At 62.0% G+C, this 26,271-nt stretch carries 21 protein-coding genes; 14 read left to right on the top strand and 7 right to left on the bottom strand.

The genetic code is table 11. The annotated features are described in order from the left end of the window. Positions 1 to 60: 60 nt before the first annotated feature. The 3 genes from HWX91_RS01380 to HWX91_RS01370 form a co-directional block, all read right to left on the bottom strand. Positions 61 to 1,788 (bottom strand): IlvD/Edd family dehydratase, encoded by a 1,728-nt coding sequence (locus tag HWX91_RS01380; protein WP_028196011.1) that lies wholly within the window; start codon positions 1,786 to 1,788, stop codon positions 61 to 63. Between the two features lie 372 nt (positions 1,789 to 2,160). Then, complete coding sequence (locus HWX91_RS01375; RefSeq protein ID WP_028196012.1) at positions 2,161 to 2,919, bottom strand: SDR family oxidoreductase; 759 nt, start codon at positions 2,917 to 2,919, stop codon at positions 2,161 to 2,163. Between the two features lie 145 nt (positions 2,920 to 3,064). Next, positions 3,065 to 4,027: a GlxA family transcriptional regulator gene (locus HWX91_RS01370; protein ID WP_028196013.1), complete on the bottom strand. Its 963-nt coding sequence runs from the start codon at positions 4,025 to 4,027 to the stop codon at positions 3,065 to 3,067. A 240-nt stretch (positions 4,028 to 4,267) separates the two neighbouring features. Between HWX91_RS01370 and HWX91_RS01365 the strand changes: the two genes are divergently transcribed. Both HWX91_RS01365 and HWX91_RS01360 read left to right on the top strand, forming a co-directional pair. After that, positions 4,268 to 4,906, top strand: coding sequence for an HD domain-containing protein (locus tag HWX91_RS01365; protein ID WP_028196014.1), 639 nt, complete (start codon positions 4,268 to 4,270; stop codon positions 4,904 to 4,906). Between the two features lie 266 nt (positions 4,907 to 5,172). After that, positions 5,173 to 5,466, top strand: a complete 294-nt coding sequence (locus tag HWX91_RS01360; RefSeq protein ID WP_028196015.1) for a hypothetical protein — start codon at positions 5,173 to 5,175, stop codon at positions 5,464 to 5,466. A gap of 53 nt (positions 5,467 to 5,519) precedes the next feature. On the opposite strand, the gene HWX91_RS01355 is transcribed toward HWX91_RS01360, so the two are convergent. Next, a complete protein-coding gene (locus HWX91_RS01355; RefSeq protein WP_028196016.1) occupies positions 5,520 to 7,106 on the bottom strand; it encodes a Na+/H+ antiporter in 1,587 nt (528 codons plus the stop codon). 835 nt (positions 7,107 to 7,941) lie between these two features. Continuing rightward, entirely contained in the window at positions 7,942 to 8,667 is a 726-nt protein-coding gene (locus HWX91_RS01350; RefSeq protein ID WP_028196017.1) for a GntR family transcriptional regulator, read from the bottom strand. A gap of 162 nt (positions 8,668 to 8,829) precedes the next feature. Here HWX91_RS01350 and HWX91_RS01345 point away from each other — a divergent pair, with 162 nt between their 5' ends. From HWX91_RS01345 to HWX91_RS01330, 4 genes are all read left to right on the top strand, one after another. Then, positions 8,830 to 10,050, top strand: coding sequence for a pyridoxal-phosphate-dependent aminotransferase family protein (locus HWX91_RS01345; protein ID WP_028196018.1), 1,221 nt, complete (start codon positions 8,830 to 8,832; stop codon positions 10,048 to 10,050). Positions 10,051 to 10,241: 191 nt separating this feature from the next. Beyond that, positions 10,242 to 11,528, top strand: coding sequence for an MFS transporter (locus tag HWX91_RS01340; RefSeq protein WP_028196019.1), 1,287 nt, complete (start codon positions 10,242 to 10,244; stop codon positions 11,526 to 11,528). A 37-nt stretch (positions 11,529 to 11,565) separates the two neighbouring features. After that, positions 11,566 to 12,315 carry a 2-keto-4-pentenoate hydratase gene (locus tag HWX91_RS01335; protein WP_042274797.1) on the top strand — a complete coding sequence of 250 codons (750 nt, stop codon included), beginning with the start codon at positions 11,566 to 11,568 and terminating at the stop codon, positions 12,313 to 12,315. A gap of 24 nt (positions 12,316 to 12,339) precedes the next feature. Then, entirely contained in the window at positions 12,340 to 15,360 is a 3,021-nt protein-coding gene (locus HWX91_RS01330; protein WP_028196021.1) for an FAD-binding and (Fe-S)-binding domain-containing protein, read from the top strand. A gap of 13 nt (positions 15,361 to 15,373) precedes the next feature. Here the strand turns inward: HWX91_RS01330 and HWX91_RS01325 are convergent, their stop codons facing one another. Continuing rightward, on the bottom strand, positions 15,374 to 16,294 hold the full coding sequence (locus HWX91_RS01325) for an AraC family transcriptional regulator (protein ID WP_028196022.1): 921 nt from the start codon (positions 16,292 to 16,294) through the stop codon (positions 15,374 to 15,376). 162 nt (positions 16,295 to 16,456) lie between these two features. Between HWX91_RS01325 and HWX91_RS01320 the strand changes: the two genes are divergently transcribed. Further along, positions 16,457 to 17,356, top strand: a complete 900-nt coding sequence (locus tag HWX91_RS01320; protein ID WP_028196023.1) for a DMT family transporter — start codon at positions 16,457 to 16,459, stop codon at positions 17,354 to 17,356. Positions 17,357 to 17,381: 25 nt separating this feature from the next. On the opposite strand, the gene HWX91_RS01315 is transcribed toward HWX91_RS01320, so the two are convergent. Continuing rightward, positions 17,382 to 18,299, bottom strand: coding sequence for a LysR substrate-binding domain-containing protein (locus tag HWX91_RS01315; protein ID WP_028196024.1), 918 nt, complete (start codon positions 18,297 to 18,299; stop codon positions 17,382 to 17,384). A gap of 231 nt (positions 18,300 to 18,530) precedes the next feature. Between HWX91_RS01315 and HWX91_RS01310 the strand changes: the two genes are divergently transcribed. The 7 genes from HWX91_RS01310 (at position 18,531) to HWX91_RS01280 (ending at position 26,192) form a co-directional block, all read left to right on the top strand. Beyond that, the gene (locus HWX91_RS01310) at positions 18,531 to 19,859 is read left to right on the top strand and encodes an MFS transporter (protein ID WP_028196025.1); all 1,329 of its coding nucleotides are present in this window, start codon (positions 18,531 to 18,533) and stop codon (positions 19,857 to 19,859) included. A gap of 120 nt (positions 19,860 to 19,979) precedes the next feature. Next, positions 19,980 to 21,239, top strand: coding sequence for a CaiB/BaiF CoA transferase family protein (locus tag HWX91_RS01305; protein ID WP_028196026.1), 1,260 nt, complete (start codon positions 19,980 to 19,982; stop codon positions 21,237 to 21,239). Between the two features lie 40 nt (positions 21,240 to 21,279). Continuing rightward, entirely contained in the window at positions 21,280 to 22,080 is an 801-nt protein-coding gene (scpB, locus tag HWX91_RS01300; RefSeq protein WP_028196027.1) for a methylmalonyl-CoA decarboxylase, read from the top strand. A gap of 635 nt (positions 22,081 to 22,715) precedes the next feature. Continuing rightward, on the top strand, positions 22,716 to 23,432 hold the full coding sequence (locus HWX91_RS01295) for an ABC transporter permease (RefSeq protein WP_028196028.1): 717 nt from the start codon (positions 22,716 to 22,718) through the stop codon (positions 23,430 to 23,432). Beyond that, positions 23,429 to 24,325, top strand: a complete 897-nt coding sequence (locus HWX91_RS01290; RefSeq protein ID WP_102857532.1) for a glycine betaine ABC transporter substrate-binding protein — start codon at positions 23,429 to 23,431, stop codon at positions 24,323 to 24,325. The genes HWX91_RS01295 and HWX91_RS01290 overlap by 4 nt, the downstream gene beginning before the upstream one ends. 14 nt (positions 24,326 to 24,339) lie before the next feature. Continuing rightward, entirely contained in the window at positions 24,340 to 24,993 is a 654-nt protein-coding gene (locus HWX91_RS01285; RefSeq protein WP_028196030.1) for an ABC transporter permease, read from the top strand. Beyond that, on the top strand, positions 24,990 to 26,192 hold the full coding sequence (locus tag HWX91_RS01280) for an osmoprotectant ABC transporter ATP-binding protein OsmV (RefSeq protein ID WP_028196031.1): 1,203 nt from the start codon (positions 24,990 to 24,992) through the stop codon (positions 26,190 to 26,192). The genes HWX91_RS01285 and HWX91_RS01280 overlap by 4 nt, the downstream gene beginning before the upstream one ends. The last annotated feature ends 79 nt before the right edge of the window (positions 26,193 to 26,271 follow it).

The following is a 26,271-nucleotide window of genomic DNA, read 5'->3' as shown; positions in this document are numbered from 1 at the left end:
GATTTCATGCGGCGGGCGGCCATTACTCTGGCCGCTGCTGCGCTGGCGCCTTGCGTTTGCTCAATGCGAATCGCGCGGCACTGCAGCGCCGCTCGAACCGACGAGAAAGGCCAGATCGGCACCGAGGTTGGCCTGCTGAACGGTATCGACATACAACTTGTACCAGCCGCGCGCGGGCGGTGTTGGTGCTTGCCATTCCGCGCGGCGGCGTGCCAGTTCCGCGTCGTCGACATCCAGATGCAGGCGCCGCCCGGCGACGTCGAGTTCGATCATGTCGCCGTCGCGAACCAGCGCCAGCGTGCCGCCCGCCGCCGCTTCAGGCGCCACATGCAGCACGACCGCGCCGTATGCCGTGCCGCTCATGCGACCGTCGGAAATGCGCACCATGTCCGTAATGCCCTGCTTCAGAACCTTGGTGGGCAGCGGCATGTTCCCGACCTCGGCGAAGCCCGGATAGCCCTTCGGTCCCGCGCCTTTGAGCACCATCACGCAACTGGCGTCGATATCGAGATTTTCGTCGTTGATTCGCGCATGCAGGTCTTCGACGTTCTCGAATACCACCGCGCGGCCGCGATGCTGCAGCAGTGCAGGCGTAGCAGCCGAAGGTTTAATGACTGCGCCGTCCACGGCGAGATTGCCTTTCAGTACAGCAATCCCTGCCTTGGGTTTGAACGGCGCGGCAACTGGAAAGATGACTTTGCGGTCGAAGCATTCGGCATGGCTGACGTTCTCCCAGATGCTGCGGCCATTGACCGTCAATGCATCGCGATGCAGCAGTTGCGCTTCACCGAGTTCGCGCAGCACTGCCGGCAAGCCACCGGCGTAATAGAAGTCTTCCATCAAGAACTCGCCGGACGGCTGCAGGTTCACGAGACAGGGAACGTCGGAGCCGCGTTCCCAGTCTTCCAGCTTCAGATCGACGCCGATACGCCCGGCAATCGCGAGCAGATGCACCACGGCGTTGGTCGACCCGCCGATCGCCGCATTGACGCGGATCGCATTTTCGAACGCCTCACGCGTGAGGATCTTGCTCATGGTCAGATCCTCACGAACCATTTCGACGATGCGGCGCCCGGCCATATGCGCCAGCACCTGGCGGCGCGCGTCGACGGCGGGAATCGCGGCGTTGTGCGGCAAGCCCATGCCCAGCGCTTCGACCATGGAGGCCATGGTCGAAGCCGTGCCCATGGTCATGCAGTGGCCGCGCGAACGGTTCATGCAGCTTTCCGCCTCTATGAACTGCGCCATGTCGAGCGTGCCCGCGCGCACCTGTTCCGACATCTGCCAGACGCCCGTGCCCGAGCCGATGGTTTCACCACGGTAACGGCCGTTCAGCATCGGGCCGCCCGAGACGGCCAGCGCGGGAAGATCGCACGAGGCCGCGCCCATCAGCAGCGCGGGCGTGGTCTTGTCACAACCGCAGAGCAGGATCACGCCGTCGATCGGATTGCCGCGAATCGACTCCTCGACGTCCATTGACGCGAGGTTGCGAAACAGCATGGCGGTGGGGCGCAAATTCGATTCGCCCAACGACATGACCGGAAATTCCAGCGGGAATCCGCCCGCTTCGTAGACACCTTTCTTGACGTATTCGGCGAGTTCGCGAAAGTGCGCATTGCAGGGCGTCAATTCCGACCATGTATTGCAGATGCCGATCACGGGGCGGCCGTCGAACAGATGATGCGGCAAACCCTGATTTTTCATCCACGACCGATGAATGAAACCGTCTTTGTCGGCCTTGCCGAACCAGGCCTGGCTGCGCAGCGCCTTCTTGGGTGGGGTGCTCATGATCGTCTCCTCGGGAATGCATTCGCGGAATTGGCGGACGGCCCGCGTACTCCAGCTTTCTGAACAGGCGGTGTAGCCAGAAAGAAGCATTGTTGCCGGTTAACTTTATGAGCGGCATGGCGCTACGTCAAATTATGCAGGGGTGTCCCACATATAAGGGCGGTTTGGTTTTATCTCTGAATTAGCGATACTAATTAATACAAAAATGCATTCGAATTGTGCTGCTGAAGTGCTGGGCGTTGTTTTGGATTTCGGGAGAAGAGCCGGGCGAGATGCAATGATCTCGCCGGCATGCGATGCGTTGCTACGCGTTACGATAGGACGGCTTATCCGTCGAAAGGTGAGGGTTTACGGGAGCAGGAAAACCGCAGTTCAGCCCTGCTTCGCCACCTCGCGAATGTCGGCCACCGGCGTTTGCCCGAATGCATCGCTGAACGCATAGTCGAGCAGCTGGGTCGCGCATTGTTCAGGCGTCGAAAGCTGCCCATTGCGCTTGAGGTCTTCGAATTTTTCGCGCATCGGGAACTGTTCGGTGCCGCTGCCGCGAATCTCCGCCTGCATATTCGTATCGATGACGCCCGGCGCCAGGCTGCAGATACGCAGCGCACGATTCGCGTCGAGCGTGACGGCGCGTGCGTGATGATCGAGGGCGGCCTTGGTTGCGCAGTAGATGCTCCAACCCGGATACGCATTGCGCGCCGCGCCGCTCGAGATATGGACGATGCGCCGATCGGTCGCGTCGGTGCTGGCGGCGGCTAGCGCGCTTGCCAGCATGAGCGGCGTGGCGACGTTCAGACTCACGGCGGTCGCGATGTCCGCGGCGTTCTGGCCTTCGATCGGGCCGATCGGCTGGACCATGCCTGCGTTGTTGATCAGCAGGACGCTTTGCGCACCGCTGACGAAGTTGCGCAGCGCCTCGGTTGCGACCCACTGCGCGACGCGGGTGGGATCGGCGAGTTCGAGTTCGATTTCTTCGAGCAGTGCCGGGAAACGCGCTTTGAGCGTGGCATGACGCGAGCGGGACAACCCCAGCACCGCGACGCCGCGCGCCAGCAGTTGTTCAGCAAGGGCTGCACCGAGGCCGCGCGTGTGGCCGGTAACGATCGCGCGGATGGGAGAGGAGGTGGACATGTCGTTCCTTGTGATCGTTGGCTTGAGAAGAGCGTTATTTTCGCACGCAACGTTTGGTGCTTGCAGCGAGGCTGATTGTCAGGTTGCGTTCGGGCAATCCCGCCGCCGCAACGCTGTCTCCCCCTTCGCACCTTCCTCGGCCAGATCAGGTGGAGCGAAAGCGCTCGCGATACTGCATCGGCGTAACGCCGATCCGCTTCATGAAGACAATGCGCATCCGATCCGCGGTGCCGAAGCCGCAATCGTAGGCGATCGTCTTGAGCGCCGCGCCGCTGCTTTCGAGCTGTTTGCGCGCCGCATCCACGCGGGCGCGCTCGACAAATTCGTGCGGCGTCACCTGGGTTTCCTGCACGAATACGCGTGCGAAATTGCGTGCGCTCATTCCCGCCACATCCGCCAGTTGTTGGACCGTGAAGCGCTCGCGAATCCGCTCCATCACATGCGCCTGCACTTTGGCGACCGGCGAAGTCTCATCGGCGGGGGCGGTCAGATAGGGGCTGAACTGCGATTGGCCGCCCTGTCGCTGGGCGAACACCACCAGCCGTTTGGCGACGGCGAGCGCCGTGTGCGGGCCGTGGTCCTCCGCGACTAATGCAAGCGACAGATCGATGCCTGCCGTCACGCCCGCGGATGTGACCAGGTTGCCGTCGCGCAGATAGATCCGGTCGAAATCGACATGTGCTCGCGGAAACTGCGCGGCGAGTTGTGCCGCGTGCTGCCAGTGCGTCGTGACATGGCGCGCGTCGAGCAGTCCGGCATGGCCGAGCGCGAACGCGCCCGTGCAGACCGAACCAAAATGCTCGCACTGCGTGGCGGCTAGCGATAGCCATTCCAGCAAACGTGAGTCGGGCGCGGCGCCGTCGGGCAGCGCGGGGCCGCCGGCAACCAGTGCAAGATCAAACGGACGATGCGCATGGTCAAACGTGGCATCGGCGACGAGCGTCATGCCGTTGGACGCGCGCAATGGACCGGGCTGCGCGCTAAGGAGCATGACCTCGTAGTGATCTTGCGATGCGAGGAACCGGTTGGCTTCGGAAAACACATCGACTGGACCGGCGACGTCGAGCGCTTGCACGCCGGGAAAAATCGCGATCGCAACGGTAGGCATCGGGTGATTTCCTTTGACGGTGGTGGAATCCGCACTGCCGCGGCAGTCAACGCGGTGCGTTTGGCAGGGTTCAGCGGTCCATGGCGATTGCCCGCGACAGCGCGCCGGCCAATACTGAAGCTCATCGGACGCGCTGCCTGAACGGTAAGAAAAAGCATCGCGGACCAGCATACCAAACGCGCTGTCCAGTCACAAAGATCGCGCGTCCGGTTCATTCAAGTCTTTCATGGAGCACTCAACATGACCACGATCGCAGGCATCAGGATCCCCGACAGCATGATGGCGCGCGAAGCCACGCAACTCGTGCGCGATACCGAAACCGAATTGCTTTACCACCATTCGCGGCGTGTGTTCCTGTTCGGTTCGCTGGCCGGCGCGCGCAAGCAGCTCAAGTACGACCCCGAGTTGCTGTACATCGGCGCGATGTTTCATGACATGGGGCTTGTCGCACCGTATAGCAGCGAGCACGATCGATTCGAGGTGGACGGTGCGAATGCGGCGCGCGATTTTTTGCAGCGGCATGGTATCGGCGAAGCAGATATCGAGCAGGTGTGGAACTCGATTGCGCTGCACACCACTCCCGGAATTCCGCAATATATGAAGCCGGTAGTCGCGCTGGTCACGGCCGGCGTGGAGATGGACGTGCTGGGCCTTGCTTACGACGAGTTCACCGAGCAGCAACGTCATGAGGTTACGCATGCCCATCCGCGTGGCGCGCATTTCAAGGAAGGCATCATCGACGCATTCGCGCACGGCACGATTCATAAACCGGAGACGACCTTCGGCAACGTGAAGGCAGACGTGCTGGCGCTGAAAGACCCGCATTACCACCGTGAGAATTTCTGCACGATGATTCTGGGCTCGGCGTGGAAGGATTAATTAGTCGGCACGCAATGCGCGAAAGTGACAGCCCCACACAAGAAAGGTCATCGACATAAAATTCATTTGGCGTGTCATTTCCAGTAGGCGCGAGCGACTAAACCTCTGAAACACCCGGACGATCGTGCATGGCGGCCAGCCCCGAGTGTTGCATCCTCAGAACCGGCATGTGCGGTGGGTCGACCACGGCAAGCCGGTCTGAGTACCGAACGTCGCTTATGTAGCCCGTGTTTAGGACGGGCTACTCACGTAAGACTGGAGATGACATGAAATCGATCCGAGCCGTATTGATGTGCGGACTGCTGCCGCTCGCGCTTGCTGCGGGTTCTGTGCAAGCCCAAGGAATAGGACGTGCCGGCACCTACCTGATGCCCCCCGAGTACAGCATGATGATGGACAAGCTGACGCCTGAACAGCGCACTCAGGCCATCGCCATCCAGCAGAAAATGATGCAGATGGACATGGAGTATCAGGACACCATGGCGCAGATGGAGATGAAGCATGCGCACGAGATGATGCAGATGCAAAGTCAACTGCTCGATATTTTCAAAGGCCATTGAGCCCGCCACGGTTCGACCGGCACACGTCTCGACTGATGGCAGACGTGTGCCGGTCATCCTCTGCCGTGCAAGGCTGCGATTTCCTGCAAATCGAGATCCCGCTCAAGCACGGTTAGCAGTTCATCATGAATCAACCCTGACCGGTGCATCCGCAACAACTCGCGGCGACCTGCCGCCACGGCGGCAAGCACGACGTCGTAGTGCGCGGATCGAACATCGGAGGGATATTCCGTCACATCCTGGTAGGCTTCGGTCATCCGTGCCCGATAGCTATATTGCTCCAGCAGGCGTGGATGGATCACTTGTCCCTGGGCGTCGTGCACGAGCGGTTGGATCGCTGCAAGCTGCGTCGCTTCGAGCCTCGCCCATGCTTGAGGTTCGGTCAAATGCTGCTCATTTCTCTCGGAGGCGTGGTCGGGATTGATCCAGCGAATCAACGGTCCGATCGTTGTGCCTTGACCCAGCACCGTTACCAGAATGACCGCGAACGAAGCGACCAGAATCAGATCGCGCCCGGGCAATGCCTCGGGCAACGAGAGCGCGATTGCCAGTGTCACCACGCCACGCATGCCGGCCCAACTCGTCACGGTTGCCGAGCGCCAGTCGAGCGCAATGTTTGCGCGCCGCATCAGCTTGCAGACCAGTCCCTTCAACATTTCGACGGCGAAGACCCACACGAAGCGCGATAGCACGACTGCCGCGATTACCGCGCCAACGGCCGGAGCCAATGCGACCAGCGTATCGCCGACCCCGCCTAGCCGCACGATTACGCTGCGTAGTGACAGCCCGATGAGAATGAAAACCAGCGCTTCCATCAGGAAGATCAGGATCTGCCAGAAGGCTGTGCCGCGCGTGCGCACCGAAGCCGAGAAGATTTCATGCTGGTGCCAGCCGAGCACCATGCCGCAACTGACGGTGGCGATCACGCCTGACACGTCGAGCATGTCACCCGCGATATAGCTGATCCACGCGGAAAGTACGGATGCGGTGATGATCAGGTACGCGTCGTCGAGATAGCGCAGCAACCTGACGACCACAAAGCCGACTGCGATGCCCACCGCGACGCCACCCAGTCCGAGCACCGCAAACCGTCCGATCGCATGTTGTGCGCTGAACGTGCCCGTCAACGTGGCCGCGACGGCGAAGCGGAACAGGACAATGCCGGCGGCGTCGTTGAGCAGGCTCTCGCCTTCGAGTAGCACCATCAACCGGCGTGGTAGCGCGACGCGTTCGAGCACGGCTTTTGCCGCGACGGCGTCAGGTGGCGAGACGATTGCGCCGAGCGCGAAGCATGCCGCCCACGGGAGCGCCGGCACGACCCAATGGACGACCAGGCCGACCGCCAGGGTCGTGAAGGCGACGGCGCCGATTGCGAGCAGCAGGATGCCGCCGAGATTGCGCTTGAACTCGTCCCATACGGAGAAGTAGGCGCCGTCCATGAGGAGTGGCGGCAGGAACACGATCAGGACCAGTTCGGGATCGAGGTTGATGGGGGGCAGGCCCGGCACGAAGGCCATTGCGGCGCCGCCGACCAGAAGCGCTGCGGCGGGTGGGAGCCGGAGCCGCTTGGCCAGCAGTTCAAGGCCGACCATCGCGGCGAGCGACAGCAGGACGAGTTTGAAAGCCATGACGGAGGACATGCGGGGGCCTCGACGAGTGGCAAAGGGTGGGGTTTCTTTTTAACACAGGGAGGGGCTTTTGCCTGCGGCTGAGCCTGTGGGGGATAGGCCTGTGGCATCAAGTACTTGGCGAGGCTGTGCGCAGGTTGTCCACAGGCTTGGGCACAAATTATGTGGACAAGTTTTTTTGCCTTTGCGGCGCGTGGTTTGGTTTTGGTCTTGGTCTTAGGGTTGTTGGCCTTTCCTTGAATTGTTAGTGGTCTATTAGCGTTGCCCCTGTGCGGGGCAGCACCTACTTTTCTTTGCCTGCCGCAAAGAAAAGTAGGCAAAAGAAAGCGGCTCAAACCGCTAGCTCATAAGCGGGTCCCCCGCACAGTCGCGGTAGTGGTGCATCTGGAATCTGTGTTCTCGCGCACTCCGCGTTAGCGACAAGGGGCTCATCAGCTCCCACTCCGCACTGCGTGCGTCGCGGATGGGTCTGCCTGGGAAACCTGGCCAACGCTTTGCATACCTGATGGTTTTTGGAAGCGGGTATCGGCGCGCGTAGCGCCGCCGGAGGCATGACTGCCTTGTCACTAAGGCCGAATGTGCGAGGGGACAGATTCCAGATGCACCACTACCGTGGCTGTGCGGGGGACCCGCTTATGAGCTAGCGGTTTGAGCCGCTTTCTTTTGCCTACTTTTCTTTGCGGCAGGCAAAGAAAAGTAGGTGCCGCCCCGCACAGGGGCAACGCTAATAGACCACTAACAATTCAAGGAAAGGCCAAAAGACCAACGAGAGCAACGCCAAACAGACCACGAACCCACCGGGGCAACGCCCAAAAATCCAGATCAACAACAAACCCGCCGGGCAGGCTCAAGCCTTCAACACCGAAGCCGCCACTTCCTCCCTCGATTGCACCTGCAAAACCGCATCCCTCTTATCCAGCAAATGCTGCCGAAGAATCGCGCTCAACTTCTTCCCGTCCCGCGCTTCAAGCGCCTTCAGCATCTCATCATGATCATGAATCGCGCTATCCCACTTAGGGATCTGAAAATTCGACCGAAACCGCAACGCTTGCAAGCGCCGATTCACAGCAACATAAGTCTGCCGCAGTGCTGAATTCCTCGCCGCTTCATTGATCTTGTCGTGAATCGCCTGGTTGCGGCTGTAGTACCCAGCCAGATCGTTCTGCGTGCGGCAAGCAAGCATCGCATAATGCAGCGCCTTGATCTCAGCAAGCTCCGCAGCCGTCATCCGCTCCGCCGCCAGTTCGCCGGAAAAAGCCTCCAGACCACTCATCAACTCAAAGGTCTCGCGCAACTCCGCTTCCGACATCTTCGACACCGACGCACCGCGGTTCGGCGAAATCTCGATCAGCCCTTCGGCGGCGAGCACCTTCAACGCCTCCCGCAACGGCGTGCGCGAAATCCCCAGCGTCTCGCATAGCTCGCGCTCGTTCAGTTTCTTGCCCGGCTCCAGCACCCCCTCGACGATAAAACGGCGAATGTGCTCCACCACCGTGTCGTGCAAGCGCTGACGCTCAACCTTCGGCATCAGCGGGGACGCGGTCACACCCGCATCGAAATCCGAATTTTGCATACAAAAACCCTCAACATCGTGTTAGGCAGGATTTTAGCGGAAGCATCCAGATTAGTTAATAGCGCGGGTAAACACCGGTATCGACAGGCAATTTTGGCCTTGGATCCGTCACGGATCGTCTGATATAGTTTTTTGCATGCAAAATTCAATCGGAGGAGCCCAATGCTCAAGTTAGACTTTCACCCCGCTGGCCGTCACTTCCTGCAGATCCCGGGTCCGAGCCCGGTGCCCGATCGCATTCTCCGTGCGATGAGCTACCCGACCATCGATCATCGCGGCCCCGAGTTCGGCGAACTTGGTCTGAAGGTGCTCGAAGGCATCAAGAAAATCTTCAAGACGCAACACCCGGTGGTGATCTATCCGGCTTCCGGTACGGGCGCCTGGGAAGCGGCGCTGTCGAACACGCTCAGCCCCGGCGACAACGTATTGATGTTCGAGACCGGTCACTTCGCGACGCTGTGGAAAAAGATGGCGGAAAGCCTCGGGCTGAAGCCGGAGTTCCTCGGTCTGCCTGGCATTGAAGGCTGGCGTCGTGGTGTGCAGCCGAACATGATCGAGGAGCGCCTGCGCGCCGACACGCAACACGCGATCAAGGCAGTGTGCGTCGTCCATAACGAAACCTCCACGGGCGTCACCTCGGATATCGCCGCCGTGCGCCGCGCAATCGACGCCGCCGGCCATCCGGCGCTGCTGCTGGTCGACACGATCTCGGGTCTCGCCTGCGCCGACTATCGCCATGACGAATGGGGCGTCGACGTCACCGTGTCGGGCTCGCAAAAGGGTTTGATGCTGCCCCCGGGCATCAGCTTCAACGCGATCTCCCCGAAGGCGTTCGCCGCCAGTAAGCAGGCCAGATTGCCGCGCAGCTTCTGGGACTGGACCGACATCGTCGAGATGAACAAGACCGGCTACTGGCCGTACACGCCGAACACGAACCTGCTGTACGGGCTCAACGAGGCGCTGGAGATGATTCTTGGCGAAGGGCTCGACAACGTGTTCGCCCGTCATGAGCGTCTCGCCGAAGCCACCCGCCGTGCGGTTCGCGCCTGGGGTCTGGAGATTCAGTGCGCGGACCCCGCCGTGTATAGCCCGGTGCTGACTGGCGTGATGATGCCTGACGGCATCGACGCCGACGCGGTGCGCAAGGTCATCTACGAACGCTTCGACATGTCGCTCGGTACCGGTCTCGGCAAGATGAAAGGCCGCATGTTCCGCATCGGCCATCTGGGCGACTGCAACGACCTGATGCTGCTGGCAACACTGGCCGGTTGCGAAATGGGTCTGCGGCTCGCGGGCGTACCGCTCAAGGAAAGCGGCTTGCCTGCCGCTATGGAGTGGTTGAGCCAGCCGACTCAGGCCTCGGGACTGAAAGCCGCAGCGTAAGCACCTTAGGCACCTGAGCACTCAGGCGCTTCTCGCAGCAGGGGAGGGCGGGAGCACTTCCCTCACGAAGCCGCGCATAGAACGCGGCTCATGAACAACAGGCGATGTTCCCGCGGCGCAGGTCGCTGACGGGCGACGATGCAGCGCGCCATTCCAGGCGCGCCGTCGACAGACTGCAATGGAGAGAGACGATGAAGCGGTTTCGTGTGAGCAGTGCGACCAGTATCGTTATAGTGATGCTCTGCATCATGTACTTCATCACCTACCTTGACCGCGTCAACGTCAGCACCGCGGCGGCAGGTTTTGGCAAGGAATTTGGCCTGTCCCATACTGAGGTGGGCCTCGTGTTTTCCGCTTTCGCTTACCCGTATCTGATTTTTCAGATCATCGGTGGCTGGGTCAGCGACCGCTTCGGCGCGAAACGCACGCTGATCTTCTGCGGCGCCATCTGGGGTGTCGCGACGCTGCTGACCGGTCTCGCGGGTGGCCTGGTCTCGTTGCTGGCCGCACGCGTGCTGCTCGGTTTCGGCGAAGGCGCCACGTTTCCCGCCGCGACCTCGGCAATGGCGCGTTGGGTCGCGAAAGAAAAACGCGGCTTTGCGCAGGGCATTACCCACGCGGCGTCGCGTATCGGCAATGCGGTGGCACCGGGCTTGATCGTGCTCGTGATGGCGACCTGGGGCTGGCGCGAATCGTTCTATATCTGCGGCGTGTTCAGCTTGCTGTGGGTCGCGGTGTGGGCGTTCACGTTCACCGAACATCCGAAAGATCATCCGCGCATCACGGCCGAGGAACTCGAAGTCTTGCCCGCGCCGAAACCGAAAGCGGCCGGCGTGCCGTGGGGCAAACTGTTTCGCCGCATGTGGCCGGTCACGATCGTGTACTTCTGCTACGGCTGGACCTTGTGGCTGTTCCTCAGCTGGATTCCGCAGTACTTCCTGCACAGCTATCACCTGCAACTGCAAAAGTCGGCGATCTTCGCCTCGGTCGTGTTCTTTGCCGGCGTGCTCGGCGATACGCTCGGCGGCATCGTGACCGACTGGATCTTCACGCGTACCCGCAGCCTGAAGCGTGCGCGGAGCTGGATGGTGTCGGTGTGCATGTTCTTTTGTCTGCTCTCGCTGATTCCGCTGATGTTCACGCATCACCTGTATGTGTCGATGGCGTGCCTCGCGTCGGGCTTCTTCTTCGCCGAAATGACGATTGGTCCCATGTGGGCGATTCCGATGGACATCGCGCCGGAATACTCAGGCACCGCGAGCGGCATGATGAACACCGGCTCGGCTTTTGCCGCGATCGTCTCGCCGGTGGTTGGCGGATTCCTGATCGACTACTTCGGCAGCTGGGAGTTGCCGTTCGTCGGCAGCATGCTGTTGATGGCGCTCGGCGTGGTGCTCGCGTTCCGCATGCAGCCGGAAAGCAAGTTTGACCTCAATGCGGCCGACAAAGCGCATGCGACTACCGGCGTGGGCGCATAAGCAGGCAGCACCGTTCCTTCTTTTCGCCTTGAAAGCAATGACAACATCACTGAGTCAACGTCTCGCCGACGCGCGCCGCCATCACCTGACGCTCGATGCGTTGCCGGCGGAGCAGATTCCAGCAGACGGCGCCGCCGCCTACGCGATCCAGCACGACATTCTGCGCGCGCTGGACGCGCCGATCGGCGGCTGGAAGATCGGCGCGAAGTCCGACAGCGGCCCGATCCAGGGCGCACCGCTGCCGGCGAGCGATCTGCACGCCGACGGCGCAAGCTTACCGCGCAAAACCTTCACGCCGCTGGGACTCGAACTGGAGATCGCATTCCGCTTCGGCCGCCGTTTCGAGCCATCCGCCACGTCCTATAGCGAAGCCGACGTGCTGGGCGGTATCGGCTCGATCGGCACGACCATCGAGATCGTGGCGAGCCGCTATGCCGACTGGCCCGACGTCGACAAGCTCGCCCAACTTGCTGACTTGCAGAATCACGGCGCGCTGATCGTCGGCGAATTCACGCCGTATCGCGAGGATTTTCCGTTTTTGTCCCCGTCGTTGCGGTTCAGCTTTGAAGGCCTCGACGTGGTCGAGACGACGCCCGCCAATCCGGCCGGCGATCCGCGACGCCTTCTGACATGGCTTGTCAATCACGCGACGTCGCGCGGCATTGCGATCACGCCGGAGATGATCGTCACGACCGGTTCGTACACCGGAATGTTTTTCCCGCAGAGCGCGGGCACGGCCAGCGGGCGCATCGAAGGGCTCGCGCCGATCAGCCTGACACTGTACTAGTCCGTTTTCTTCCAGGCCGACGATATGACGAACCCCACCTCCGCTTTGCTCGTCAAGCCGATCCATCTCGTGCCGTCCGCCGCGCGCCTGACGACGCCGCTCGCACAGCATCTGCGCAAGTCCTTGCGCGGCGACGTGTTATTCGATGCGGCGAGCCGCGGCCGTTATTCGACCGACGCGTCGATCTACCAGATCACGCCGATCGGCGTGGTGGTGCCGCGCGATCAGGACGACCTGCGGATCGCGTTGGAGATTGCGCGTAGCGAGAAAGTGCCGCTGCTCGCGCGCGGCGCGGGTACCAGCCAATGTGGCCAGACGGTCGGCGAAGCGCTGGTTATCGATACCAGCAAATGGTTGAACAACATCGTCGCGTTCGATGCCGACGCGCGCACCGTGACGGTTGAGCCGGGCGTCGTGCTGGACCACCTGAACGCATGGCTGAAACCGCACGGTCTATGGTTTCCCGTCGACGTCTCGACGGCGGCGCAATGCACGATCGGCGGCATGGCCGGCAACAACTCGTGCGGTTCGCGTTCGATCGAATACGGCAACATGGTGCACAACGTCGAGGCGATCGACGCGATTCTCGCCGACGGCAGTGAAGCACATTTCGCGTCATTGCTGCAGGCGCCGCAAGGCGCGCGCCTGCAGCAGATCGTGGAAGGCGTGAAGCGGATTGCCGAGCGCGAGCATGATGAAATCGTCGAGCGCATCCCGAAGGTGCTGCGGCGCGTATCCGGCTACAACATCGACCTGTTCGATTGCCAGAACCCGCGCGCTTATACCGACGACGGTATCGCCAATCTCGCGCATCTGCTGATCGGTTCGGAAGGCACGCTGGCGTTCAGCCGGCAATTGACGCTGAAGCTCGCACCGCTGCCTGCGCATAAAACGCTGGGCGTGGTGAATTTCCCGACCTTCTGGCAAGCGATGGACCTCACGCAGCACATCGTCAAGCTGAAGCCGGTGGCGGTGGAGCTGGTCGATCGCACGATGATCGATCTGGCGATGAGCAATCCCGCTTTCCGGCCGGTGATCGAGAAGGCGCTGGTCGGCGAGCCGCAAGCGATCCTGCTGGTGGAATTCGCGGGCGAGAACGCGGATCAGCAGCTTGCGTCGCTCAAGCAACTCACCGAACTGATGGCCGATCTGGGCTTGCCCGATTCGGTTGTCGAGATGCCCGCCGCGAACGAACAGAAAGCGCTGTGGGAAGTCCGCAAAGCCGGACTGAACATCATGATGAGCATGAAGGGCGACGGCAAGCCGGTCTCCTTCATCGAAGACTGTGCGGTTCCGCTCGAACATCTGGCGGAATATACGAGCCGACTGACCGAGGTGTTCCATCGGCACGGGACAGAAGGCACGTGGTACGCGCATGCGAGCGTCGGCACGCTGCACGTGCGGCCGATTCTCGACATGCGGCGCGACGGGGCGCTCAAGATGCGCGCGATCGCCGAAGAAGCGGCCGCCCTGGTGCGTGAATACAAGGGCGCATATTCGGGTGAGCACGGCGACGGTTTGTGCCGCGGCGAATGGGTCGCATGGCAATACGGGCCGCGTCTGAACCAGGCGTTCACCGAGATTAAGGCGCTGTTCGATCCGGACAATCGTTTCAATCCCGACAAGATCGTGCGTCCGCCGAAGATGGACGATGCGCGCAATTTTCGCTTCGCGCCGGGCTACGCGGCGCGTCCGATCGAGACCGCGCTCGACTGGTCCGCCTGGAACGTCGAACGCGATCCGCTGACGGGGCAGGAGACCTTGCCGGGCAGCGGCAATGATTTGTCGGGCGGTCTCGCGAAGGCCGTCGAGATGTGCAACAACAACGGCCATTGCCGCAAGTTCGACGCGGGCACCATGTGCCCGAGTTATCGCGTGACGAAGGATGAGCAACATGTGACACGAGGGCGCGCGAACACGTTGCGTCTGGCGATCTCCGGGCAACTCGGCGAAGCAGGACTTGCCAGCGACGACGTCAAGGACACGCTCGATCTGTGCGTCTCGTGCAAGGGCTGCAAGCGCGATTGCCCGACGGGCGTCGATATGGCGAAGTTCAAGATCGAGGCGCGGGCGGCGCGCGTCAAACGGCATGGACTGCGTCTGCGCGACAGGCTGGTGGCCTTCATGCCGCGCTATGCCGCAACGGCGAGCCGGGTGCCTGGATTGATGGCGTTGGCGGATAACGTGCCGGTGTTGTCGGCATGGTTCAAGCGGGCGGTAGGTTTTGCGCCGGAACGCACGCTGCCGCGTTTCAGGAAATCGTTTCTGGCGAGCGCGTCGGCCGCGAAGCCGCCTCGAGGCGGCGCGCTGAAAGAAGTGCTGCTCTTCGTCGATACGTTCAACAACAACATGGAGCCCGAGAACGCGCGCGCCGCGCAACAGGTGCTGGAAGCCGCCGGCTACACGGTGCACTTCAATACGCGCCACGGCGAGCGGCCGGTGTGCTGCGGCCGGACCTTCCTCGCGGCCGGTCTGGTCGATGAAGCGAAGCAGGAAGCACGACGCATGCTCGATCTGTTCAAACCTTTTGTCGAGCGCGGCGTGCCGATTGTCGGATTGGAGCCGTCGTGTCTGCTGTCGTTGCGCGACGAGTTTCTGCACTACGGTTTCGGCGAAGAGGCGCAGCGGCTTTCGAAACAGGCGTTTCTGTTCGAAGAGTTTCTGGTGCGCGAGGAAAAGGCCGGACGCTTGCGACTCGCATTGAAGCCGTTAGCAAAGGAGCAGGCGCTCGTACATGGTCACTGCCACCAAAAAGCTTTCGATGCGTTCACGCCCGTGCAAACCGTGCTGAAGTGGATTCCTGACCTGAAGGTGTCGACGGTGGAATCGTCGTGCTGCGGAATGGCGGGCAGCTTCGGCTACGAAGCCGAGCATTACGCGACATCGCAGGCAATGGCGGAACTCTCGCTACTGCCGGCGGTGCGCAAGATCGACGGCAATACGGTGATGGTCGCGGACGGCACGAGTTGCCGGCATCAGATTCACGACGGGGCGGGCGTCGACGCGATCCATGTCGCGCGCGTGCTGGCAATGGCTTTGCAGTGAGGGCGGTGAACCACTAGGCGGCGCCGACAACCTGTCGATATGCCGCCGGCGCCACGCCGACGCTTTCACGAAAGCGATGGCTGAAATGGCTGGCGTTGGCATAGCCGCATTGTTCGGCGACTTGTGCGAGCGGCAGCCTCGTGGTGCGCAGCAGCGTGCGGGCGCGTTCGAGCCGTTGCTGTGCGATCCAGGCGGCGGGCGGAAGTCCGAACGACGTGCGGAACATGCGCGCGAGATGGAACTCGGATAGTGCCGCCACACCGGCAAGCTCGCCGAGCGTGAGCGTTTGCGCGAGATGGTTCTCGATGTAATCGCGCAAGCGCCGCCGGGTCGCAACCGACAAACCGCCCTTCAGCGACGTGTCCGTGCGGCGCACGCCTTGTGCGCGCAGCAGCAGGCTCAAGACCTGATGCGCGGCCTCATTCGTCCGCAGCAGGCCGTCGGGATCCTGCCAGTCTTCGTTGGCGAGCGATTGACACAGGCTCGCGATGCGGGCGTCTTCGAAATAGGTGCGATCGGCCAGCGTCAGTTCGCGCGGCTCGCGATCGAGTTCCTGCACGGCGCGCTGCGTGAAGTGTTCAGGCAGGAAGTACAGATGCATGAAATGCATGTGACCGCGCACCCACCAGCGCGATTCATGGTCGCCCGGCAACGCGCAAAGCCGCGACGGCGCGCCGTAGCGCCCGGGCATCTTCTGCCGCTCGGTGCGATAGCCGCCGTCCAGATAGCACGACAGCGTGTGATGGCCGGGCCGCTCATAGATGGTCTCGGCTTCCTCGGTTTCGCGTGTCCAGAGCGCGATGGCAAGCCGGTCGCCCAGCCACGCGAAGCGTTCGAGATTCGCGTTGGCGCTCTGCAGCGTGTGACAAACCGACTGAAGGCCGAACGGCGTTTCAGTGGGTTCGATCACGGAGGCGGGCAGGGTGGTGTTCACGGAGAGGAGCGGGCTGCATTCGATGATAGGGTGAGCAGCCAGTATACGGCGAGCGGTCGCGGGCGGTGTATCACCCCGAAAAAGTGCGCAATCCTGGACAACTGCCTTTGCCGGCGCCGCAGCATAGTGGGACTCTCGCTTATTGCTGCCACAGGCTTCGTCATGAATTTTTTGCTCTATGCCGTCACCGTGCTGATTTGGGGCACTACGTGGATCGCGATCAAATGGCAATTGGGTTCGGTACCGCCGCCGGTGTCGATTGCGTGGCGTTTCTGGATCGCGGCGCTGGTGCTGTTCGCGCTGCTGCGCATCATGCGCCGGCCGATCTGGCCGCCGCGCGCCGCGTGGCGCTTTCTTGTCGCGCAAGGTCTTGCGCTCTTCTGCCTGAACTTTCTGTGCTTCTACTACGCGGAACAGGTGGTGCCGAGCGGCCTCGTCGCGGTGGTGTTTTCTACCGCGCCGCTGCTGAACTCGATCAACGGCCGGCTGTTCATGGGCCGTCCTTTGCAGCCGTCGGCGATTGCGGGGGCGGCATTGGGGCTGGTCGGCATCGTGTGCCTGTTCGTCCAGCAGATGGCCGGGCACCTGGGCGACCACGCGGTGTGGCTAGGGCTCGCTATTGCGTTCCTTGGCACCTTGTGCTTTTCGGTCGGCAATCTGCTGTCGAGCCGGATGCAATCGATGGGCTTGCACCCGTTCGCCACCAATAGCTGGGCCATGCTGATCGGCGCGAGCATCCTGACGGTGGGAAGCGTGCTGGCCGGTTTCTCGTTCTCTATCGAGCCTGACGTGCGTTATCTCGGCGCGCTCGCCTATCTGGCGATCTTCGGCTCGGTGATCGGTTTTACGGCGTACCTGATGCTGGTTGGACGCATGGGACCGGAGCGGGCCGCTTACTGCACCGTGCTGTTTCCGATCGTGGCGCTTGCCGTCTCGACGATATTCGAGGGCTACCGATGGTCCGCGTTGGCGGTGCTTGGACTCCTGCTGGTGGTGGCGGGGAATCTCGTGGCATTCGATCTCACGCGGCGGCTCTTCGTGCGGCGCGTGAGCGCGTCCTGAGCGCACCGCGCTTCGGCGCCGTGCCTTAATCCGCCGCGGCCCACTCTGGCCGCTTGCCAAGGCTGTCGAACAGTTCGAGTATCGTCGCCTTGACCTTCTGCACGGCATTGCTCAGCAACGCCGTGTCGTGCCAGCAGAGCGACAGCTCGCGCGAGAAAAGCGGGTGATCGACCTTGGCAAGCTTGAGCTTGTGCTCGTCGAGTTCAACGTGCGCGGCCGTCCACGGCAGGATCGTCACACCTAACTTTGCCATCACCGCGGCGAACAACAGCGCGGTGGAACTAGCCTCGAACAGAATCTCGCACGGCAGCCCGGCCTCGCGCAGCGCCCACTCGACGCGGCTGCGAATCGTATTCGGCGCGCTGGGCAGGATCAACGGCATACGCCCGAGTTCGGCGATCGACACCGGCTCGTGTGGCATCTGAAACTCCGGCCACGCGATCAGATAGAGCACCTCGGTGAGCAGCTTCTGCGCGGCGACCCCGCGCGTTTCGACTGCGTCTACCACCACAGCCAGTTCCACCCTGCCGCTGCCGATCAGACTGCCGAGTTCCGCGCTCGGCGCTTCGAGCAGTTCCAGCGCGATGCCTGGGAAGCGGCCGCGAATCGTGCGTGCAAGCGGGATCGCCACCATCCGCGCCGTGCTCGACGGCATGGCAACCGACACTTTGCCCTGCGGCAGCTCCGCGTCCTGCCGTAGCAACTCGCGCGTGCTGTCGGCCTGGCGCAGCAACTCGATCGCGTGACGGTACAGCGTTTGCCCGGCCGCGGTGGGCGCCACGCCCTGCACGCTGCGCTCGAGCAACTGCATCCCCAGATTGCGTTCCAGATTACGCATCTGCTGGCTGATCGCGGGCTGGGCGATATGCAGGGCCTCGCTCGCGCGCGTGACATTGCCGAACTCCACCACTTTGACGAAATACCGTAGCTGCCGCAGGTCCATGCTCGTCGCTCGCTCCTTGATCCCATAACGAAATCCGATTGAGCTAGAGAAATATCATATTTTTAGATTATCGAGTGGATTCTTATACTCGACTCACAAAAACCGAAGCGTGCCCAGCGTGAGCTGTCCGGCGCAGCTTCAAAACGGCCGGCGTCCGTCGGCGGCAACCATGTTGCATGAGGCCCGGGTAGCGCGCTAAAGCGCGAACTCTGGTCGACATAGGAGACAAGAATGGCTAAAGCGATCACCGCATCGGCGCCCGGGCTCAAGGCCGGGCGCACGCCTCTCACCCGCGAGCAGATCGGCGGATTCTGGGCGGTTTACTCGGGATGGGTGCTGGACGGCGTGGATTCCGTGATCTACGCGCTGGTGCTGATTCCGGCGCTCACCGAGTTGCTGCCCAACTCCGGGATTGCCGCGACGCCGGGCAATCTGGGCATGTACGGCTCGATCCTGTTTGCGCTGTTTCTGATCGGCTGGGGGCTATCGTTCATCTGGGGGCCGCTCGCCGACCGTTTTGGCCGTGTCAAGACTTTGGCCGCGAGCATTCTGATCTATTCAGTGTTCACCGGCGCCGCGGCATTCGCGCACAACGTCTGGGAATTGGCCGCCTTCCGACTGATTGCCGGTATCGGCGTGGGTGGCGAGTGGGCGCTGGCGGGGACTTATGTTGCCGAGAGTTGGCCGGAAGATCGCCGCAAGATGGGGGCGGGCTATTTGCAGACCGGTTACTACGTGGGTTTTTTCCTTGCTGCTTTGTTGAACTACACGGTCGGCGCGACGTATGGCTGGCGCGCGATGTTCCTGTGCGGTCTCGCTCCGGCGCTGCTGGCGATCTTCACGGTGCTCAGGGTGAAAGAGCCAGGGCAGTGGCGCAAGGCCACGCATGGAGTCGGTCAGGCGAACGCCGCAGCCGCGCCTAAACGCCGGCCGCTGATGGAGATATTCGCACCGGCCTATCTGCGTCGCACGTTGACGAGCGCGAGTCTCGTGGGGGTCGCGATCATTGGCTTGTGGGCCGGGTCGGTCTACGAAGCGAGCGCCGTCGTGACGCTGGCGACACGCGCCGGCATCGACCGCGTCGGCGCGGTGCATCTTGCTTCGATCGGCGCCGCGGTGTTGTCGGTCGGGACGATCCTCGGCTGCCTGGCAGCACCGTGGCTGGCGGAGCGGCTTGGGCGCCGCGTCGCGCTGGGGGTGTACTTCGCCGGCATGGCGCTATCGATCGTGGTTGCTTTCGGCTGGATCTTCTATCTGCCGAACGGGCTCAACCCGTTCATGGTGTCGCTGCTGTTTCTCGGCTTCTTCGGCGGCAATTTCGCGATTTTCTCGCTGTGGCTGCCCGAGCAATACCCGACCCGGATACGCGCCACCGCGTTTGCCTTCAACGCGTCGGTGGGCCGCCTGCTCGGCGCCGGTGTGAACTTCCTGCTGGCTGCCGCGATTCATTGGCAAGGCTCGCTCGGGCTGCCGATTGCGTGGACCGCGGTGGCCTTTGGGATCGGCCTGCTGATCTTGCCGTTTGCTGTCGAGACCCGTCATCAGACGTTGCCGGAATAGCGCCTCGCCGAGCGCATCGATCGCGCTGCCTGCGCCGGTCTTTGGGTGTTGCAGTGCGGGCAGCGCGCAAGCGCGTCACACAGGCTATCCGCAGCCGTCATCAATTCGCTGGAGAACTGAATGCAAGCGTTACAAGGAATCAAGGTCGTCGAACTGAGCCGTGCGCTGTCGGGGCCGTTCTGCTCGATGGTGCTGGCCGATCTCGGCGCGGATGTCATCAAGGTCGAACCGGGTCCGGGCGGCGATATGAGCCGGACCTGGGGGCCATTCGACCGAGGTGTGAGTACCTACTATCTCTCCTGCAATCGTAACAAGCGCGGCGTGTGCATCGACTTTCGCAACCCCGAAGGACTGGCGGCGATTCATCGGCTGATCGACGATGCCGACGTCGTGATCGAGAACTTCAAGCCTGGCACCATCGACAGCATGGGGCTCGGTTACGACGTGCTCAGCGCGCGCAATCCGCGGCTGGTGATGGGCAGCATCAATGCATTTGGCGCGGATGGTCCGATGAGCGGCTGGCCCGGTTTCGACCAGATCGCGCAAGGGTATTCCGGCCTGATGAGCCTGACCGGTTTCGCCGATGGCGACCCCACGCGTACCGGCACCGCGATTGGCGATCTGAGTTCGGGCATGTGGCTCGCGATGGCGATCCTGTCCGCGTTGTTGGAGCGCGAGCGAACCGGGCGTGGCCAGCATGTGAGCACCTCGTTGCTTGCGAGTCTGGTGGGGCTTTTGAGCGTGCATGGGCAGCGCTACCTGAGCCTTGGCGACATTCCACGCCGCACCGGCAACGCGCATGCGGTGATCGCGCCCTATGGCGTGTTCGAAACCGCCGATGGCCCGCTCAACATCGCGCCGATTACGTCGGACATGTGGCTGCGCTTGTGCCAGTTGCTGGATTTACCCGCGTTGCCGGACGACTCCCGCTTCGCGACCAACGAAGCCCGCGTCGCGCATCGCGACGAATTGAAGGTGGCGCTGGAAACGCGTTTAAAGACGCGTAGCAAAAGGGAGTGGACCGAACTTTTCATCGGCGTGGGATTGCCGGCCGGCCCGATCAATACGTTAGACGAAGTATTCGCCGACCCTCAGGTGCAGCATTGCCGATTGGTGGAAACGGTCGAGCATCCGACACTCGGCGCGCTGCGCCAGGTCGTCACGCCGGTATCGGGTTCGACGATAACGGGTGAGGCTTCGCCTCACATCAGCCGGCATGCGCCGCCGGGTCTTGGCGAACATACTGTCGATGTATTGCGCGAAGCGGGCTTCGACGAGGTCTCGATCAAGGCATTGCTTGCCGCCAAAGCGGTGCATCAACAGGGCGAGTATCTGTCGAAGGAGAAGGCTACGGAGCGCGAGGCTGGCATTACCCAATGAGCAGGATGCAAATCTTGAAACATGCTGTAGAGGTCACACAATGAACACACCGAACGCGTTGCCGTTCACGGTAACAGTTGAGATAGCGGATGAACGGATCGCACGTTTAACGTTCAGCCATCCTACGCGCAGGAATGCGCTCAGCGCGGAGTTATTGCAGGCACTCGACTCGCATCTCTGCGAGCTAGCTGCACGGCGAATTCCGGTCGTGATACTGGGCAGCGGCATCGGGCAGGACGTTTGGAGCGCGGGCCACGATCTTGGCGAGTTGATGCACGACCGCGATCCGATTGCGTACGGCAAGCCGTTGGAGCAGGTGTTGCGCCGCGTGCGCGCGTACCCGGGCGTGGTGATCGCGATGGTATCGGGTTCCGCGTGGGGCGGCGCGGTCGATCTGGCGATGAGTTGCGACCTGGTCGTTGCCGATGGAAGCGCGCGCTTAGCGATGACGCCGGCGAACATTGGCTTGCCTTACACCACGAGCGGCCTGCTGCGATTCTTCAACAATGTGCCGATTCACGTGCTGAAGGAGATGTTCTTCAGCGCGCAGCCACTCGACGCGGCGCGTGCCGAGCGCTTCGGCGTAATCAACCGCCTGGTCGACAGCGACAAACTGGAAGCAACGGCGCTTGAAATGGCGCGGGGAATAGCGAGCAAAGCGCCGCTGGCGATCCAGGCGGTGAAGGAGCAACTGCGGATACTTGAGGACCTGCAACCCATGCCTGTGCAGGCGATGGAACAGATTGCCGAGCTTCGCCGGCAGGCCTGCGAGAGCGCGGATTTCAGCGAGGGACTGGCCGCGTTTTCGGAGCGGCGGCCTCCGGTGTTTGGCGGCAAATGAACCATGAGCCTGCCGGGGTCATGAATGCGTGCCGCACGCACCGGCAGGGTTCAAGGTGAGCGTTTTCGGGAGCGAAGAAAGAGCCTGACGGTGAGCTTTTTCGGGGAAAAAAGGGCAGGCCCCCCGCACGGGGCAACGTTGATAGACCGCAAACAGAACGAGAAAAGGTGCCCCCAGTTCGCCTTGAAAGCAGCACCGTAAATGCTATGGATTAACCACATGGGTAGACGAAGCTATCCAACATCCGTATAATCCCAGCATCCTAACCGTGAAATCCCAGCTACATAGCTCAAGTTAGAAGGGGTTGAGTGCAAATTAGCAGTAAATCGCATTCGACCTACCGCAGGTCAAAAACCAGCACCTCAGGGGCCTCAGCCCCCGTTAAGCGGACCAGCTACCTGGCGTAGCTATCCGCATGATCGATGGATCTGGCACCAGTCTTCGCTGACTGGCAAGCCACCGAAGGCGAAAGCAAAACCACCGCCCTCGCGCCGAGGAAAAAACAGACTCCCCGGCACCACTCGGTTCAATTCGCGGCACTAGCCGCGTCCCGAACTTCCCATTCGCAGCGTCGTCACGACGCCTGTGCGGCGTGGCTATTTCCGCGCGTCGCTCGAACAAGGAGGCGCATCTTCATGATTCAACGTCCTGCCAGACTGATCGGCAGTCTTGTCGCCATCGGCATTGTCGTCGCGCTGCTGTGCCGCGCGATCGACCCCGGCGCATTGCACCAGTACGCACCCGATCTCGTCTACTACACGAAACGGCATCTGCTGCTGGTCGGTTACTCGATGGCGCTTGCACTGCTGGTCGGCATCCCCTGTGGCGTGCTGCTCAGCCGGCCGTCGTTCGCGCGTCATGCCGAGCGTTTCATGCAGATCTTCAATATCGGCAACACGATCCCATCGTTGGCAGTGCTGGCGATCGCGCTCGGCATCTTCGGCATCGGCGATATACCTGCGTTGGTTGCGCTGTTTCTCGCGTCGTTGCTGCCGATCACCCGTAACGCTTACGAAGGCATGAAAAGCGTGTCGCCCGCCTTGCGTGAAGCAGCCCGAGGTCTCGGCATGACCGGCTGGCAATCGCTGCTGCGCGTGGAGTTACCCAACGCGATGCCGATCATCATCGGCGGCGTGCGCACGGCGCTTGCGATCAACGTGGGCAGCGCACCGCTCGCATATCTGATCGGCGCGGACAGCCTCGGCACGCTGATCTTCCCGGGCATCTATCTGAACAATCAGCAGCAGCTTTTGCTTGGTGCCGCGGCCACCGCGATTCTCGCGCTGGTGCTCGACGGCGTCGTCTCGGCCGGCAGCCGCTACCTGCTCGCACGACGCGAGGTGACGGCATGATGAATCTGTTCAAACGCTGCCGCTGGATCGCAGCCGGTGCGCTGCTCTTTACCAGCCTCCATGCAAGTGCGGCCACCCTGGTACTCGGCGGCAAGAACTTCACCGAGCAATACGTCCTGACCGAAATCACCTCGCGGTATCTGCGCTCGAAGGGCTACACGGTCGACGCCCGCACCGGTCTCGGCAGCACGCTGTTGCGCAGTGCGCAGGAGAACGGCCAGGTCGATATCACGTGGGAATACACCGGCACGGCCGCGATTGTGTACAACAAGATCACCGAGAAGCTCGATCCGAAGACGATGTACGAGCGCGTGAAAGCACTCGATGCAAAACGTGGCCTCGTCTGGCTCGACTGCTCCCCGTTGAACAACACCTACGCGCTTGGTTTACCGCAGCAGGTAGCGCAGCAAACCGGCATCCGCACGATTTCGCAACTCGCCGCGAAGATCGCCGCCGAGCCGAAGAAGAAGCACGTGTTCGCGATGGATGCGGAGTTCGCCAATCGTCCGGACGGTTTGAAGCCGCTCGAAGCCGCCTACGGTATGCAGTTCAGCCGCGCGGAAACGCGTCAGATGGATCCGGGCCTCGTCTATACGGCGTTGCATAACAACCAGGTGCCGATCGGTCTGATCTACACGACGGACGGCCGCGTGAAGGGCTTCAACATCGTGCCGCTCGAAGACGACCGCCACTATTTCCCCGCGTATAACGCCACGCCGGTGGTGCGCAAACCGATCCTCGACCAGAACCCGCAACTCGCCGCGCAGTTGAACGCGCTGTCCGACGCGCTGAACAACGACGCCATGCTGGAGATGAACAAGCAGGTCGACATCGACGGCAAGCCGGTGCGTGAAGTCGCAGCGGAGTTCCTGCGCACGCACAAGCTGCCCTGAGCGGAGACCTTGATATGACTGTATTCGACTACTTATCGGCCAACTGGCCGGAACTTCTGCAACTGACCGTCCAGCACATCTGGCTGGTGGGTATCGCGGTGGGATGCGCGATTATCGTCGGCGTACCCCTGGGTATCCTGATCAATCGGCATGAGTGGCTTGCCGCGCCGCTGCTGAGCGTTGCAACCGTGGTGCTGACCTTGCCGTCAATCGCGCTGTTCGGCTTGATGATTCCGGTGTTCTCGCGCTTCGGCCAGGGCATCGGCGCGGTACCCGCGATCACCGCCGTGTTCCTTTACTCGCTGTTGCCGATCATGCGTAACACTTACCTTGCGCTACGCAACGTCGACGCCGGCATCAAGGAAGCCGGTATCGGCATCGGCATGACGGATTGGCAACGCTTGCGGCTCGTCGATTTGCCGCTTGCGGTGCCGGTGATTCTCGGCGGCGTGCGCACAGCGGTGGTGATGAACATCGGCGTGATGACGATTGCCGCGGTGATCGGCGCGGGCGGCCTCGGCACGCTGATTATCCGCGCGATCGGCCAGAGCAACATGATGAAACTACTGGTAGGCGCGGTGCTCGTGAGCGTGCTCGCGATCGTCGCCGACTTGCTGCTGCAAGCGCTGCAACGCTTGCTGACACCGAAGGGAGTACAAAAGACATGATCGAACTCGACAAACTGACCAAGACGTTTACGCAGAAAGACGGCCAGCCGGTACGCGCCGTCGACTCGGTGAGCCTCACTGTCGGCGAAGGAGAAATCTGCGTGTTTCTCGGACCGTCGGGCTGCGGCAAGACCACCACGTTGAAGATGATCAACCGTCTGATTGCGCCGACCTCGGGCCGGGTGCTGATTAACGGCGAGGACACCTCGGCGTTGAACGAAGTGGAACTGCGCCGCCACATCGGCTATGTGATCCAGCAGATCGGCTTGTTCCCGAACATGACGATCGAAGAGAACATCACGGTCGTCCCGCGTCTGCTCGGCTGGGACAAGAAGCGCTGCCGCGAGCGCGCAACCGAGCTGATGTCGATGGTCGCACTCGATCCGAAGCAGTATCTGAAGCGCTATCCGCGCGAACTGTCGGGCGGGCAGCAGCAGCGGATCGGCGTGATTCGCGCGCTGGCTGCCGATCCGCCGGTGCTGTTGATGGACGAGCCGTTCGGCGCGGTCGACCCGATCAATCGCGAGTCGATCCAGAACGAGTTCTTCCAGATGCAGCGTCAGTTGAACAAGACGGTGATCATGGTGAGCCACGATATCGACGAAGCGATCAAGCTCGGTGATCGCGTCGCCGTGTTCCGCCGCGGGCAACTGGTGCAATACGATCATCCGGACACGCTGCTCGCGCACCCGCGCGATGAGTTTGTCGGCGCGTTTGTCGGTCAGGACAGCACGTTGAAACGCCTGCTGCTGGTCAAGGCCGGTGACGCCGCGACGCAGCCGGAAACTGCCCGTGCCGATATGCCGCTTACGCGCGCGTTCCAGATGATGGACGACAGCGATAGCCGCTACCTGACCATCGTCGACGACAACCAGCAGGCGCTCGGTTACGTGACGCGCCGTGCCGCGCGAGCAGGGCAGGGTGTGTGTGGCGAGCATCTGAGCGAGTTCAAGGCAACGGTGAGCGCCGACGAGCATCTGCGCATCGTGCTGTCGAAGATGTATCAGTTCAACTCGTCGTGGATGCCGGTGCTGGATGGCGACGGTCGTTACGTCGGCGAAGTCACGCAGGACTCGATCGCCGACTATCTGAGTTCAGGCCGCTCGCGCCGGCAGACCGGTCAGGCGGCGATCGTGTCGCCTGCCTTGGCTGCGGCGGAAGCGGCCGCTGCTCAAGTGGCGGCGTCAGAGCACAGTTGAGATTCGGAACCACGATGGGTTGAGCCGCCCCAAACCGGCGGTGCGAAGGTCGCGCAGGCGCGTTGAGGCGAGCATTGCC

The organism is Paraburkholderia fungorum, assembly GCF_902833645.1.
Taxonomy (GTDB): domain Bacteria; phylum Pseudomonadota; class Gammaproteobacteria; order Burkholderiales; family Burkholderiaceae; genus Paraburkholderia; species Paraburkholderia fungorum.
Note: the sequence above shows the minus strand (reverse complement) of the source record. Positions and strands in the feature narration are given on the sequence as shown.